This window comes from Metabacillus crassostreae (assembly GCF_016908395.1).
Lineage (GTDB): Bacteria > Bacillota > Bacilli > Bacillales > Bacillaceae > Metabacillus > Metabacillus crassostreae.
In genome coordinates this window covers 35,666-51,533 of sequence record NZ_JAFBDU010000010.1, presented here as the reverse complement: position 1 = coordinate 51,533, position 15,868 = coordinate 35,666, and the positions used below count along the sequence as shown (strand labels likewise).

13 protein-coding genes are annotated in these 15,868 nt (G+C 35.2%); 11 read left to right on the top strand and 2 right to left on the bottom strand.

Going from position 1 to position 15,868, the window contains the following annotated elements; genetic code table 11:
- Positions 1-13: 13 nt before the first annotated feature.
- The 3 genes from JOC75_RS20760 (at position 14) to JOC75_RS20750 (ending at position 4,323) form a co-directional block, all read left to right on the top strand.
- Positions 14-2,383, top strand: coding sequence for a glycoside hydrolase family 31 protein (locus JOC75_RS20760; RefSeq protein WP_204955885.1), 2,370 nt, complete (start codon positions 14-16; stop codon positions 2,381-2,383).
- A gap of 214 nt (positions 2,384-2,597) precedes the next feature.
- Positions 2,598-2,843 (top strand): pullulanase-associated domain-containing protein, encoded by a 246-nt coding sequence (locus JOC75_RS24510; protein ID WP_204955884.1) that lies wholly within the window; start codon positions 2,598-2,600, stop codon positions 2,841-2,843.
- Positions 2,728-4,323 (top strand): alpha-amylase family glycosyl hydrolase, encoded by a 1,596-nt coding sequence (locus JOC75_RS20750; RefSeq protein ID WP_239589605.1) that lies wholly within the window; start codon positions 2,728-2,730, stop codon positions 4,321-4,323. Before JOC75_RS24510 ends, JOC75_RS20750 begins: the two co-directional genes overlap by 116 nt.
- Before the next feature lie 162 nt (positions 4,324-4,485).
- Here the strand turns inward: JOC75_RS20750 and JOC75_RS20745 are convergent, their stop codons facing one another.
- Positions 4,486-5,016 (bottom strand): YcxB family protein, encoded by a 531-nt coding sequence (locus JOC75_RS20745; protein ID WP_204955883.1) that lies wholly within the window; start codon positions 5,014-5,016, stop codon positions 4,486-4,488.
- Positions 5,017-5,207: 191 nt separating this feature from the next.
- Here JOC75_RS20745 and JOC75_RS20740 point away from each other — a divergent pair, with 191 nt between their 5' ends.
- The 4 genes from JOC75_RS20740 to JOC75_RS20725 all read left to right on the top strand — a co-directional run bounded on the left by JOC75_RS20740 (position 5,208) and on the right by JOC75_RS20725 (position 9,503).
- Positions 5,208-6,044, top strand: a complete 837-nt coding sequence (locus JOC75_RS20740; RefSeq protein ID WP_204955882.1) for a C39 family peptidase — start codon at positions 5,208-5,210, stop codon at positions 6,042-6,044.
- A 262-nt stretch (positions 6,045-6,306) separates the two neighbouring features.
- Positions 6,307-7,143 carry an MIP/aquaporin family protein gene (locus JOC75_RS20735; RefSeq protein ID WP_204955881.1) on the top strand — a complete coding sequence of 279 codons (837 nt, stop codon included), beginning with the start codon at positions 6,307-6,309 and terminating at the stop codon, positions 7,141-7,143.
- Between the two features lie 27 nt (positions 7,144-7,170).
- A complete protein-coding gene (gene glpK / locus JOC75_RS20730) occupies positions 7,171-8,697 on the top strand; it encodes a glycerol kinase GlpK (protein WP_204955880.1) in 1,527 nt (508 codons plus the stop codon).
- 260 nt (positions 8,698-8,957) lie between these two features.
- Positions 8,958-9,503 carry a glycerol-3-phosphate responsive antiterminator gene (locus JOC75_RS20725; RefSeq protein ID WP_204955879.1) on the top strand — a complete coding sequence of 182 codons (546 nt, stop codon included), beginning with the start codon at positions 8,958-8,960 and terminating at the stop codon, positions 9,501-9,503.
- A 44-nt stretch (positions 9,504-9,547) separates the two neighbouring features.
- On the opposite strand, the gene JOC75_RS20720 is transcribed toward JOC75_RS20725, so the two are convergent.
- Positions 9,548-10,033, bottom strand: a complete 486-nt coding sequence (locus JOC75_RS20720; protein ID WP_204955878.1) for a hypothetical protein — start codon at positions 10,031-10,033, stop codon at positions 9,548-9,550.
- A 144-nt stretch (positions 10,034-10,177) separates the two neighbouring features.
- On the opposite strand from JOC75_RS20720, the gene JOC75_RS20715 reads away from it, so the two are divergent.
- From JOC75_RS20715 to JOC75_RS20700, 4 genes are all read left to right on the top strand, one after another.
- Positions 10,178-11,005, top strand: a complete 828-nt coding sequence (locus JOC75_RS20715) for a DUF2935 domain-containing protein (RefSeq protein WP_204955877.1) — start codon at positions 10,178-10,180, stop codon at positions 11,003-11,005.
- 541 nt (positions 11,006-11,546) lie between these two features.
- A complete protein-coding gene (locus tag JOC75_RS20710) occupies positions 11,547-12,986 on the top strand; it encodes a PTS mannitol transporter subunit IIBC (RefSeq protein WP_204955876.1) in 1,440 nt (479 codons plus the stop codon).
- A 343-nt stretch (positions 12,987-13,329) separates the two neighbouring features.
- Positions 13,330-15,432 (top strand): BglG family transcription antiterminator, encoded by a 2,103-nt coding sequence (locus JOC75_RS20705; RefSeq protein ID WP_204955875.1) that lies wholly within the window; start codon positions 13,330-13,332, stop codon positions 15,430-15,432.
- A 3-nt stretch (positions 15,433-15,435) separates the two neighbouring features.
- The gene (locus JOC75_RS20700; protein WP_146947702.1) at positions 15,436-15,867 is read left to right on the top strand and encodes a PTS mannitol transporter subunit IIA; all 432 of its coding nucleotides are present in this window, start codon (positions 15,436-15,438) and stop codon (positions 15,865-15,867) included.
- Position 15,868 lies beyond the last annotated feature (1 nt).

The window sequence follows — 15,868 nt, the reverse complement described above, 5'->3', positions numbered from 1 at the left end:
AGGAGGTCTATGGATGCAAGATACAAGTTTCGCTATCCATCCGGGAAGTAAAAAGTCTATTGAAGGGGTTCCGTATCATGATATTGGTAATTTGAATTCTTTTACGAAAGTCGATAACATATTTTCATTTGTTTGTGAACAAGGGTTTGTGAATCTACAATTCTATAAGGAGGAAATTGTAAGGGTTGTTATGAACCCTTTTGCATCACCTACTATGGAAAGTAGTTTTGCACTAGTAATAGAACCAGAAGTTGTTGAGGTAGATGTTAGAGAAACTATAGAAACAATTGAACTTCATACTTCTAAACTATCAATAAAAGTCTTTCGTACCCCTTTTCGTATTGCTATTTATGATCATAATGAACGTATACTAGTTCAAGAAACCATACGTGGTATGGGATATAACGACAAAAAAGAAGTTATTTGCTATAAAGAGATGAAAAAAGAAGATCATTTCTATGGATTTGGTGAGAAGACCAGCTTTTTAGATAAACGTGGAGAAAAGATGACGATGTGGAATAGTGATGTGTTTGCACCACATAATCCAGAAATCGATGCACTGTATCAATCTATTCCGTTTTTTATGACCTTAAACAAAGGTTTTGCTCATGGTATTTTCTTTGATAATACATTCAAATCAGTGTTTGATATGAAAACAGAAAATGATGTTTACTCTTTTTCTGCTGAAGGTGGGGAACTAGACTACTATGTGATGTTAGGTCCAACACCTAAAAATGTATTGGAACAATATACAACACTTACTGGTCGGATGGATATTCCGCCAAAATGGGCACTCGGTTATCATCAATCCCGTTACAGTTATGAAACGGAAGCAGAAGTGCGAGAACTTGTTAATCATTTCTTAGAAAAAGAGATACCGGTGGATGCGATCTATTTAGATATTCATTATATGGATGGTTACAGGGTTTTTACATTTGATCGCGAACGTTTTCCAAATCCAGAACAACTTTTGAAAGATTTAAAGAAAGCAGGTATTCATGTCATACCAATCGTTGATCCAGGAGTTAAAGAAGACCCGGAATACTCTATCTATCAAGAGGGGATTTATGGTGATAAATTTTGTCAATACATTGACGGTCAAATCTATCATGGAGATGTTTGGCCAGGAAAAAGTGCCTTTCCGGACTTTACAAATAGTGATGTGAGAAAGTGGTGGGGAGAAAAACATAAATTTTATACAGATATGGGGATAGAGGGCATTTGGAATGATATGAATGAGCCAGCCGTCTTTAATGAAACCAAAACTATGGATACAAAGGTGATGCATAATCAAGATGGAAGCCTTAAAACTCATAGAGAAATGCATAATTTATATGGCTTTTATATGGGAGAAGCAACCTATAGCGGTATGAAAAATCTACTAAATGGTAAGCGGCCATTTTTATTAACTCGTGCTGGTTATGCTGGGGTTCAACGTTATGCAGCGGTTTGGACTGGGGATAACAGAAGTTTCTGGGAGCATTTACAAATGGCCATTCCAATGTGTATGAATCTTGGAATTTCTGGTGTGGCTTTGACTGGACCAGATGTAGGTGGGTTTGCACACGATACGACTGGTGAGTTGTTAGCGCGTTGGACACAATTTGGGACATTTACTCCTTATTTCCGTAACCATAGTGTGCTTGAAAGTATCCGCCAAGAACCATGGTCATTTGGTGAAGAAATCGAAGCAGTTGTAAAAAAATACATCCAACTTCGATATAAATGGATGCCTCACCTCTATACTTTATTTCATGAAGCTAGCAAAACGGGTGTACCAGTTATGCGTCCATTATTTATGGAGTATCCAAATGATCATCATACCTTCAACTTATCTGATCAATTTTTAATCGGTGATAATGTTATTGTCGCTCCAATGACAAAACCCGATACATTCCACCGGGTAGTATATCTTCCTGAAGGTAATTGGATCAATTATTGGACTGGTGAAGTAAGTGAGGGTAATAAACACATTTTAGTAGAAGCAAAACTTGATATTTTACCAATTTTTATAAAAGAAGGTTCGTTTGTATCTAATGGTTCTATTAAACAATCAACAAAACAGCTTGAGGAGGATTTACAAATTCATTTGTACCCATCTAATAGTGGCACTGCAAGCTACGTTTTATATGAGGATGATGGAAACACATTTTCTTATGAACAAGGGCAATATTTAGAGAAACATATTAACTGTGAATTTCATGGAAATAGACTTGAATTTACAATTGAAAATAAAGGGACCTACAAGCCTGATTGGAAACAATGGTCATTGATCATACACGGATCTGTTGAAGAAAAGGAAGTCCTATTAAATGGAGAAGAGATTTCACCTTTATTGATCCAAAATGAAGGTGAAATGGTTCGCTTTAAGTTGGATATTTAATAGAGTTTTTTCTAATAGTCTTTTCACTAACTTTATTGCTTTTTTAATCATTTTTTTTTGTTGTAATGAAACCGTTTAAGACAAGACCGCATAGCGACGAGGAGGCCCACCGCACGCCCATGGCCTTTGAGTTTAAAATTCTTAAACTTTGAGTTAATAAAAAACTAGAAAGGTAGACTTGTGAACTTTAATTTTAAAAAAGAAGGAGTAGGGTATGTTGAAAAAATATTTGAGTAAGAGTGTAGTACTATTAATGATGGCGATTATGTTAACTTCGAATGTTCATTTTCCTTATCCAAACACTGCTTCAGCTGAGACTACTGATGATACAATAAGAATTTATTATGAAAGAGAAGATCAAAATTACGACACATGGGGACTTTGGTTATGGGGGGGTTGCTGCAACACCTTCAGATCAAGTGGGTGGTTGGCCAACAGGTGCTACTCCTTTTTCAAATGATCAAATAGGAGAGCATGGTGCATATGTAGATGTTAAATTAAATGAAAATTCAGAGGTCATCAATTTTATTGTGGTTAATCGTGAAACAGGAGAGAAAGACGGGGATAGCAAGGGGTTTACCAAGTTAAATGAATATGAACAAGTTTATATTAAAGAGGGAGATGATTATGTGTATACCTCTCCTGATTACACAGTCACAGTTGAAAATAGTACCGCCCATTTTCCAGAATGGTCAAAGGATTCAACAATTTATGAAGTGAATGTCAGACAATATACACCCGAAGGAACCTTTAAAGCATTTGAAAAACATTTACCTCGATTAAAAAAATTAGGAGTTGAAGTATTGTGGTTTATGCCAATTCATCCAATTTCTGAGGAGGGAAGGATCGGAACGTTAGGCTCATACTATGCCATACAAAATTATAAAGCAATAAATCCGGAGTTTGGCACAATGGAAGATTTCAAAAGCTTGGTAGATAGAGCACATGATATGGGCTTCAAAGTCATGCTTGATTGGGTTGCCAATCATACAGGTAAAGACCATATTTGGACAAAAAATAAAGAATGGTACACATTGAATAATGAAGGGAATATTACTCATCCTCCGGGAACAGACTGGATGGATGTAGCAGATTTAAATTTTGAAAATGATGATATGCGAGCTGCTATGCTTGATGCGATGAAATATTGGGTACAAGAAGCCGATATTGACGGGTATCGTGCTGATTACGCAGGTGGTGTACCGGTAGACTTCTGGGAAACAGCGCGAAAAGAACTAGATAAAATAAAGCCAGTTTATCTGTTAGCAGAAGATAATGTAGAATTTGACTTGTTAAAGAATGCTTTCAACCTCAATTATGGATGGGAGCTTACTCACACGATGAGAGATATTGCAGCAGGTAATAAAGGAACAACAGGCATAAAGTCGTATCTTCATAAAATGAAACAGTTTTATCCAACTGGCTCCTATGCCATGCATTGGACTACTAATCATGATGATAATTCATGGGAAGGTACTACATCAGAGTTATTCGGTGAAGTTGAAAAAACAATGGCTGCATTAACCTTTACTTTACCAGGCATACCATTAATTTATTCTGGTCAAGAGGCAGGACTTAATAAACGCTTGGCATTCTTTGATAAAGACGAAATTTCGTGGCAAGACTTATCTATGCAAGAGTTTTATAAAGATTTCATTCGATTAAAAAAGAAAAATCAGGCATTGTGGAATGGTTCAACTGGTGGAGAAACGAACATTTTAGAAACATCTGATGAACGTATTCTTGCTTTTGAAAGAGTAAAAGGTAAATCGAAGGTAATTGTTGTCGCTAATTTATCAACAGAAACTGTTTCTGGTCAGGTAGAAGCTAACATGTCAGAAGGAAAATATCACATGTTTCCTTCGAATAAACTCTTCAAAATGAATAGCAAACAACAGTTCAATTTAGAGCCATGGGCTTATCAAATTATGGTTAAATAGATAGTAGAACTGAATTACTTATGAGGAAATTATTAAAAGGTAAAATAAAAGGGCTTGGCGATTCCAAGCCCTTTTTATCTTGTGTATTTTTCATATTAAAAGCTGGAAAAAATAATAGCGCATGGAGAAAAAAATTCTCCATGCGCTTATTCCTTTTATCAATCACATCATTTTAACCTTCTTAGCATTCATATTATTAACAATCAGCTTCTTAAAAAGAATAATATCTTTCTTGTTTTCAAAAAATCTCTTTGGTATAAGAAAAGCTTTATTTTTAGAAATGTACAGGCGAAACATTTCATAGTGTTCATGTGCTACTAAAATGTCATTCCAATCCAAGGAAGAGTTGGATCTTCTTACTTTTTGATTTATTCCAACGTTATCAAATGTATATGTTAATTCGCTTTTTATTAGTTGATCACTATTATATTCTCTACGAATACGGATACGTAATCCTATTATCAAGATTAATGTAAAGAAGCCTGCAATAATTAAAGCAATTATGAATGAAATGGGCACTATTAATATCCAATCACCAGAAAAAAGACGAGTGCACATATAGGTTAAAACTAATAGTGCAGTAATAAAATAACCAATGACAATCTTTCTTTGATGATAACGATTATGCTTTTGATAGTCCTTAAATGTTAACGTTCCCGTGGCTGTAACTTCTATTTGTTTATCTTGTGGCATTTTTCCTCCTTAATTTTAATATAATCATTTATTCTAGCATATATATTCCTATGACTCTAAAAATTATGTTAGGTAACTACACTATTTACCAGTGTAGGATCTTAAAATGGTAATGCTAGTTGCTCTTAGAATAGATATAATATACTTATAAGTTTTTTTATCTGTATTAGGTTTTTTGAAAGGAGTTTACTATGAGTTTGTTACTTATTTTTATTACGGCTCTCATAGCTCTTATTTTATTAATAACATATATAAAAAGTAGTAAGAAGTCGATTTATTATATGGGTTGGCTTGCTGTTCTTCTCTTTTTTACGACATTTATTTATAATGCTAAACAGTTAAAAGCAGAGTTTAATATTTTAGTAAACTCTTTGGATGAACCAGCATTTTTACAGAGTGTGATGACTGGTGAAGAAGTTATCCTTACTGAAAGAATGTTAGATGTACCTTTAGTATCACAGCTTCCAGAACTACCAAGAGGGTGTGAGGTAACTAGCTTAGAAATGCTTCTCTTATACGAGGGGATTGAAGTAGATAAAATGGAGTTAGCTAAAAATGTGAAAAAGGATCCTACTCCTAAGACTGTTAAAAATGGTGTGATTCACTTCGGCAATCCTCACTATGGCTTTGTTGGAGATATGTATACCTATAACAACCCTGGTTATGGAGTTTATCACGAGCCAATTGAGGAGCTAGCTGAAAAGTATCTGCCAAATAAAGTGGTTAACTTGTCAGGAAACGATTTTGAGGAAGTCATTAAGCATATTAATGCGGGTTCACCTGTATGGGTGATCGCGAATACTACGTTTAAAACTCTACCAGAATCACTTTTCGAAACGTGGGAAACACCACAGGGTAAAATTAAAATCACCTATAAAGAGCATTCAGTTGTTGTAACAGGCTATGATGAACTATTTATTTATTTTAATGATCCGCTAGCGAATAAGAAGGATCGAAAAATACCGAAAGAAAATTTTATCGCTGCTTGGGAGCAGATGGGGAAACAGGCAATTGCTATAAAACGTTAATTGATTGAAAGTAACTTATTACCACTAATTTACTGGATAAACAAAACAAATTTGCACATTTTTGTTAAAAAAGCGTTTACAAATGGTATTTATTTCTATATACTAAATTTAACAAGTTAAATCGTGCTGATGAGTGATGGAGAGACAGCCATTTGCAACTAATAAATTATTTTATTAGTTGTAAGTGGGCTGTCTTTTTTTTACTCTAAAAATATCTAACTTGTTAACAATGTAAGCAATGACAAAACAGGGGGGATACTTTATGTCAGCTTTTTTAGGTGAAATTATTGGTACGATGATCCTGATTATTTTTGGTGGAGGCGTTGTTGGAGGGGTAGTTCTAAATAAATCAAAGGCACAGAATTCTGGTTGGATCGTTATTACGATGGGCTGGGGATTTGCGGTAGCATTTGGAGTATATGCTGTTGGCGGTATTAGTGGTGCTCATTTAAATCCAGCGGTAACAGTAGGTTTTGCATCAATTGGCCAATTTCCATGGGCAGATGTACCAACATATATAGCAGCACAAATGATTGGAGCGATTCTCGGTGCAACGATCGTATGGTTATACTATTATCCACATTGGAAAGCAACAGAAGATAAAGGAGCAAAATTAGCAGTTTTTGCTACAGATCCAGCAATTGCTCATTCTCCTTCTAACTTTATAAGTGAGGTTCTAGGAACAGCGGTATTAGTTTTTGGATTATTATCAATAGGTGCAAACCAATTTACAGAAGGTTTAAATCCGATTATTGTTGGTTTCTTTATTACAGCGATTGGTCTTTCACTTGGTGGAACGACGGGATATGCAATTAACCCTGCCCGTGACCTTGGACCACGTATAGCACACTTTTTACTTCCGATTGCAGGAAAAGGGTCCTCTAATTGGAAATATGCATGGATACCTGTGGTAGGACCTATTGTAGGTGGGGTTTTAGGATCACAATTTTACCAGGTTTTATTTGTAAATGGCTCTGAGGTTGGATTATATATTTTAATAGGGTTATTGGCAATCATAGTTATAGGAGTAAGGCTTACGAGTGGAAGCAAAACAGTAGAAATGAATAAATCAGCGAATATAAATAATCAAGCTCTTTAATACTTACTATAATTGGAGGGAATTAATATGGAGAAAAAATACGTTTTATCACTTGACCAAGGAACAACAAGCTCAAGAGCGATTTTATTTAATAAAAATGGCGAAATCGTTGATGTGGCTCAAAAGGAATTCACACAGTATTTTCCGAAGCCAGGCTGGGTTGAGCACAATGCTCAGGAAATTTGGAGCTCAATATTAGCTGTTATTTCAGAGCTATTAATTAAAACGAATGTTTCTCCAAAAGAGATTGCTAGTATTGGAATTACAAACCAACGTGAAACAGCGGTTGTATGGGATCGTGAAACAGGTCAACCAGTTTATAATGCAATTGTTTGGCAATCGCGACAAACAGCTGAAATTTGTGAAGAATTAAAAGAAAAAGGTTATAACGATTTGTTCAGAAGTAAAACTGGATTATTAATTGATGCATACTTTTCTGGAACAAAAGTGAAATGGATACTTGATCATGTTGAAGGAGCAAGACAAAAAGCGAATGAAGGTAAATTACTTTTCGGTACTATTGACACATGGCTAATTTGGAAGCTATCTGGCGGTACAAAGCATGTGACGGATTATACGAATGCCTCTAGAACTTTAATGTATAATATTTATGATTTAGCATGGGATGATGAATTATTAGAGCTATTAACTGTTCCGAGATCAATGCTACCTGAAGTTTGTTCTTCATCAGAGGTTTATGCTGAAACGGTTGATTACCATTTCTTTGGTGAAGCCGTACCAATCGCAGGAGTTGCAGGTGATCAGCAAGCAGCATTATTCGGGCAAGCGTGCTTTGAGAAGGGTATGGCTAAAAACACATACGGTACAGGTTGCTTCATGTTAATGAACACTGGTGAAAAAGCGGTTCCTTCGAAACATGGATTATTAACAACAATTGCTTGGGGAATTGATGGAAAAGTTGAGTATGCTTTAGAAGGTAGTATTTTTGTAGCCGGATCTGCAGTTCAATGGCTTCGCGATGGCTTAAAAATGGTTGATAGTGCCCCAGAATCAGAGGAATATGCAACAAAAGTAGATTCAACTGATGGAGTATATGTTGTTCCTGCTTTTGTAGGGCTAGGAACTCCTTATTGGGACAGTGATGCTAGAGGAGCAATCTTTGGAATTACACGTGGTACTTCAAAAGAGCATTTTATTCGTGCAACACTTGAATCACTTGCTTATCAAACGAAGGATGTTTTAACAGCAATGGAAGCAGATTCAGGGATAGAGCTGAAGAAGCTACGTGTTGATGGTGGGGCAGTTAAAAATAACTTTTTAATGAATTTCCAAAGTGATGTTTTAAATGTTCCTGTTGAACGACCTGTTGTAAATGAAACAACTGCGTTAGGAGCTGCATATTTAGCTGGTCTTGCAGTTGGATTCTGGGGAAGTCGAGAAGAAATTATGAATCAATGGAGTGTTGATACATCCTTTGAACCTACAATGGCTGAAGAACAACGAACAGCCTTGTATGATGGCTGGCAAAAAGCAGTAGAAGCAACTATGGGCTTTAAGCCGAATAAAAAGGTGAAAACCGAAGAAAAGGTTTAAACATATAGTAATAAAATTTATACATGTTAATAATTTTGGTCTGAGAATACTGAGGGGACCACAACAAAGCTGAAGTTTAAAATATCAGCTTTTGTTGTGGTCCATTTTTTGTTGTTAAACCTAGATGGTACTACCTAAAATAGGGAACATTTTGCGAAAAGTGTTTAACGATATTTATTGCAATTCCCATATTAGTTAATATATGTTAAAAGTATAGAGTTATATAGAGATAATAGATTAAACGGATATGAGGGGATAAAATGGATTTTAATGGACAGAAGATTTTGCCTGCGATTAAGACAATGAAGGACTTCGAAATTATTTTGAAAAGTGATATTGAGTACATCGTTATGCTTGAGGTCCATATTGCTCAAGTGGAAAACATCATGAAATATGCTCATAAGCATGAAAAAAAGGTTTTATTGCATGCTGACTTGATTCAGGGTCTAAAAAATGATGAATATTCCGCTGAATATCTCTGTCAAAAAATCAAGCCTGATGGTCTTATTTCAACAAGAGGTAGTGTGTTGAAAACCGCAAATAAAAATAACATTCTATCCATACAACGATTATTTTTATTAGATACAATAGCACTTGAAACAGGCTATAAATTAATACAAAAGGTACAACCCAAATTTATTGAAGTCCTTCCTGGCTGTGTTCCACATCTCATCGAAAGAATAAGTAAAGAAACTGGACTGCCAATCATAGCAGGAGGTCTTATTACAAATAACGATGAAGTTGAAAGTGTACTATCAGCTGGTGCGAAGGCTGTCACAACATCTAGGAAGGAATTGTGGACTTAAATAATTGTAAAAAAAGAGGACACGTTAAATGGTGTCCTCTTAAATCATGATTCTGTTACTGAATGCGAATTCTTTTGACCGATCACCTTATCATACACCACTTGAAATCCATACATTAATACCGATTTCACTAAAAATAATAAAGAGAGCTGGAACTTTGTCAGTTTGACGAGCGATACATAACCAACCTTTTTAAACCAATCAAGAGTAAAGTAAGTAAAAAAAGAATCAACAATGATATTTATTAACATGTATAAATTAAATTTTCCATACGTGTATTTTAAAATCCAAAATGACCCAACAAAGAATGGTCCCAATATTAAAGGTAACTCTCCGATCACATTAGGTTTTACATGGAGAGGGAACCACCACCATTTTTTCTTCTCTGCGAAATAGCCTTCAGCTGTTACATATAAACACATAAATAATGCTCCTGGCATAAATCTTAGCAGTGTTTTTTTCTTTAGAAGTGGGATAGATAACCAAGGTAAGAGAGTCATTAGTATCATGAAAACTTTTGCGTTCTTCATCGGCAAACAACCTTTGCAATTTTCTTTTATAAGTTAAATATCACCAGATATCGTGAAATTTATGTGTTTTTAAAAGAATAATTCATTTCTTGTTCAACTACGTAGTAAATATAAAAGAGATAGTTGGAGGGAGATGTTTTTTCAATGAAATATTATTCAATACCAATTTGGGATGAGCACTTATTCTGGCTAGAAATTTTACAGGATCATGCGTTTTTTGTAAGAGATCATCTTTCAGTAACAGAAACAGAGTATGTTCAAACATCACAGCAATATATTAATTGGTTTAATGAACTTATTTCGATGTTACATACAATGCCACGTACAGCAGACCATACAGATGTGGGGATGATCAGCTTTGCTAAAAGAGCATGGCCGGTAGCTAAAGGATATTTTGAATTTGAAGGAAAAATGCAGGCGTTAAGAATAGATAATAAAGTGAATCTTAATTTATCACCAACCTATCTAAATGGGACATTAGCGGAAAATCAAGAATATATACGGATCTTAAATTTTCTAGTTCAAGGAAAAGAGCCTGTGCCACTATCTTTAGAGGATTTAATGGATTTATGGCTAGAAGACCAGCTCGGTCATGCACTTTTATTTGACGATATACTTGATCCTATTGAAATATTTGCTACACAACAAGCAGAAGCCTACATAAGTAGATATCAAGTGTTTATTGTCCAAAATCGCCATCTGAAGGGATACTTACGATTCAAACAACCAGGCTTTGCTCGCCAAATGGAATTTGCCTACGATGTTGGCAAAACAACACTTGACATGAGTGAATTCATTTTTAACATGCTCCTGAAATACAAAGAAAATAAAGTGTTAAACAAATCAACATTACGCTTCCTCGAGCATCACTTTCCAGAAACCTGTTATTTCATCAAAAAGCTTAGCTTTTATGCACCAAGACTGCGGGAGGAAGCTAGTAAGTGCTCGTTGAAAAGACCTTCTTATTACTGAATATGGAGAACTTCGACAAAAACCGGGGCGTGCCTGTCACTTCCCGGTTTTTTTATGCCTAGATTGTGGGAGTGGTTTTAGAATCGATTTTTATGGTGGTGGAGATGAAGTCCTTTAGGTAGCAGCTTTAAACAGAAAAGTTCTTCATTGGAGAAATAAAGACCAAGATGATTGTATGTTTATTCCGATAGGATTTAGCGTAGATTAAATCAATAGATATGATTAAAAGTGACAAAGCAAAATTGATTTGTTAATTTGCATGAGAAAAAATAGGTCTCGTAAAGCAGTGTGACCTCAACTGAATTGTATTCGACAAAAACCGGGGCGTGACAGGCACCGCCTCAAAAATGCCACAAAATCAAGGAGTTTCGACAATGTTCGATATTGACAAAGTGGAAAGGTTTCTACCTTAAATTTAGTTTTGTCAACATTGTGTCAGACAAAATCATGTTTAGATTAAATTGTTTCTTTTATGTAATCGCTTTATTATTAAGACAAGAAAGAAACACAATAACAGAAATCTTATAAAGAGGTGACCATAATGGAAAACAATCAAAACAAAGTTGATTTTCGCGTTAAAGCTCAACGTTTTGGTAGTTATTTAAGTGGCATGATTATGCCAAATATAGGTGCATTCATTGCATGGGGTATTATTACAGCTTTATTCATTCCTACAGGTAGAATTCCTAATGAAACATTAGGTGCATTAGTTGGTCCAATGATTACGTATCTTCTTCCACTTTTAATAGGTTACACAGGTGGTAAGATGATTTATGACGTACGTGGTGGTGTCGTTGGTGCGACAGCTACGATGGGGGTTATCGTTGGTTCTGATATTCCGATGTTCTTAGGTGCAATGGTTATGGGACCACTTGGTGGATATTTAATCAAAAAAGTTGATGATCTTTTAAAGGACCGAGTTCGTCAAGGTTTTGAAATGTTAGTAAACAACTTCTCAGCTGGTATTTTAGCAGCGATCTTAACAATAGCCGCATTATTAGGAATTGGACCAGTCGTTGAAGGGTTAAACAACGTATTGGCAAGCGCGGTTAGAGTGATTTTTGATGCTGGTTTACTTCCGTTAGCAAGTATTTTCATTGAACCAGCAAAAGTTCTATTCTTAAACAATGCAATAAATCACGGTATTTTAAGTCCAATTGGTATACAGGAAGCAGCAAGCGCTGGTAAATCAGTTTTATTCTTATTAGAATCAAATCCTGGTCCTGGTTTAGGTATCCTTTTAGCTTATATGTTCTTTGGAAGAGGTTCAGCAAAACAAACAGCTCCTGGTGCAGTGGTCATTCACTTCCTAGGTGGTATTCACGAAATCTACTTCCCGTATATCTTAATGAAGCCTATGTTACTTCTTGCAGCAATCGCTGGTGGTATTAGTGGTGTATTCACTTTCACAGTTTTCGATGCTGGTCTTGTTGCTAGCCCATCACCAGGTAGTATTATTGCATTGCTTGCAATGACGCCTAAAGGTGGTTACGTAGGAGTAATTCTAGGTGTTATCGTAGCAGCAACTGTATCATTCTTAGTAGCAGCACTAATCTTAAAAACAAGCAAACAAACAGATGAAGATTTAACAGAAGCTACAGCAAAAATGGAAGCAATGAAAGGCAAGAAAAGCTCTGTAAGTGGCAACTTAGCAGCTACTGAATCTGCAATTGAAGCTACTACAAATGAAGGCTTTGATTTTGGAAATGTGAAAAAAGTCATCTTCGCATGTGACGCTGGTATGGGTTCAAGTGCGATGGGTGCATCAATCTTAAGAAATAAAGTGAAAAAAGCTGAAATTGAAGGAGTTGACGTAACAAACACGTCAATTAATAACATTCCAGCTGATGCAGATATCGTTATTTCTCACAAAGACCTAACAGATCGTGCAAAAGCTAAATTACCAACTGCATATCACCTATCAGTTGATAACTTCTTAAACAGCCCAAAATATGATGAAATTGTAGATGAATTAAAATAAGCTACAATAAAAAGGATGCCACATTATAGGCATCCTTTTTACGTTTTAAACAATATAGTGGTGGATTTTTTACTAGTGTTTTTTTGTCGATTTTATCTGATCAAAGGTGAAACCAGAAAACCGAAGATAAATATGACTTTTATGACCTTATCAGAGTAATATCAATTAAATGACTAATAATAATCATTAGTCCACACTCTCATTCGCCAACACCCATTACAACAATTAAATAATGTCATGAACACAGTTGAAAAAACCATACTTTCTATTGTTTGAATCTACATAGAAGTCAATTATATAATTAAACTATGTCAATAACTCATGTTGAAACGAGTGATGGAAAATGATTGTTTCTGCAAGGGAGCGTCTTATTCTTCAGTATTTAATTGAAGAAGCCAATCAGGAGGTTACGATTAAAGAGCTCGCTGATGTGATAGATGTTAGTGAGAGAACGATTCATCGAGATTTGAAAAATGTTGAATCTTTATTAAAGGAATTTAAGCTTGAATTAGTTAAACGTGCTGGAATTGGAATCAAAATTGTTGGGAATGAAGTTAATTTTCATGAATTAAGAATTTCGATTCATAAGCAGGATTATAAGGAATATACCCCTGATGAGCGGATGATGGTGGCGTTTTGCACCTTATTAGATCATCAAGATCCTATGAAATTGCAAACTCTTGCAAATGACCTTGGTGTGACAACAGCAACAATTAGTCATGATCTTGATAAAATGGAGCCCTTTGTGCAAGAATATGGATTAACTTTAATTCGAAGAAGAGGCTATGGAATTGAGTTAACCGGTTCTGAAGAAGCCAAGCGAAAGGCGATAACAAGCCTGATATCAAACCGGTTTGATGTTCCAGACTTTTTACGAATGGTCAGAGAAAATATTGATAGAAAATCAACAAACAAAATCGATTCTATTTCTGAACGACTTCTAGGGCTTGTAAAAAAGGATAAAATCATTGTGATTGAGAACTTGATTAATCAAATTAATTCTCGATTACCATACCCCTTGGCAGATAGCTCTTATGTTGGATTGGTTGTTCATCTTGCTCTTGCTATTGAGAGAATTCAACGCGGTGAGAAAATTACGATCAAAGAAGAGTATCTTGATCAGCTAAAAGACTCACGTGAATTTACTTTTGCGGAAGAAATAGCAGAAAAGCTAGAAAATACATTTAATATATCCATCCCACTTGATGAAAAAGGCTATATTACGATGCACTTAAGAGGTGCCAAGCTCAGGTTCGAAGGAAAGCTCGATATTCAAGATGAAAATGTTGAAATTGCTTATCTTGTGCAACGTTTAATTGAGCAGGTGGAACAGCTAACGAATAATAAGCTCCAAGATCAATCGCTATTTCAAGGTCTTCTTGCTCATCTTCAGCCAGCTATTTATCGTCTGAAGCAGGGTATGAAAATTACGAATCCTCTTCTTCAGGAAATTAAGCGGGATTATCAAGAGCTGTTTGAGATTATTCAGCAGGCAGTAAAAGTAACATTACCATTTGATAAAGTACCTGAGGAAGAGATTGGATATTTGGTTCTACATTTTGGAGCAGCTTTGAATAAAAAGAAAGTTGTTCGGAAATTAAAGGCTTTAGTTGTTTGTTCTAGTGGTATAGGAACATCAAAGATGCTTGTTACGCAAATTAATAATCAATTTCCTCATTTAACTGAACTGAGAAGTATTTCAGCATTTGAATTAAGAGATATTGATCTTAACCATTATGATATTGTTCTTTCTACCATTGCCATTGAGGAGATTTCGAGCGATTATTTGCTTGTTAGTCCGATCTTAACTCCGCAGGAATTGGAAAGAATTAAAAAGTATATAGAAGGAAAAGGACTTGAGATTTCAGGTATAAGCTCTTATGAAGAAAATCATCCGAAGGTAGAAGTAACATTAAATTTTGAGCAATTTAAAGAGTTTACCGCAAAATCTCAGGTTTTGATTCAGCTTTTAGAGGAAATGGAGCTTTTCAAAATTGCTGATCGTGATGATGTTAGCTCAATTTTGAAGCCTGTAAGTAAAAGATTAAAAGAAAAAGGGTTAGTTAAGAATGAGCAAGAAATTGTTGATGCTTTGTTACAGAGAGAACAAATTGGTGGCTTAGCCATACCTGAAACAAAGCTTGCACTATTTCACGCAAGAAGTCAGACCGTAATGAAGGCTGGCTTTCATGTTCTTGATCTTGAAAAACCTAGAATCCTCCGAGCAATGGACAATGAAATGCTTGAAGTATCAAGAATTCTTCTGTTGATAGCACCTGAGAAAGCAACAAGTGAGGAGCTTGAGCTCATGAGCTTTATAAGTGCCAGTATTATTGAATCTCAAGAGAGTATCGTTATGTTTGAAACAGCTACAAAAAGTAGTTTTATTCAATATATTAGTCAAAAATATTTCAAAAACTTTATTCAAAATTTAAGGAGTGTTTAATCGATGAGTATTTTAAATGCAGAAAACATCTTATTAAATCAAAATTATGAAAACAAAATAGATGCAATTAAAGCAACAGGACAAATTTTAGTAGAAAAAGGCTATGTAGAAGCAGCTTATATTGAGGCAATGCTACAAAGAGAAGAATTATCTTCAACATTTATGGGGAATTTCGTTGCGATTCCACACGGAACAGAAGATGCCAAAACATCTGTAATCAACTCAGGTTTATCAGTTATCCAGGTTCCTGCAGGAGTTGATTTTGGCAATGGCAATATCGTAAAACTTCTCATTGGAATCGCAGGTAAAGGTGATGAGCACTTAGAAATTCTTTCTAAAATTGCGATTGTACTATCTGAAGAAGAAAATGTAGAAAAACTAGTTCAAGCACAAACGAAAGAGGAAATTATTCAACTTCTTAGCGAGGTGAACTAAT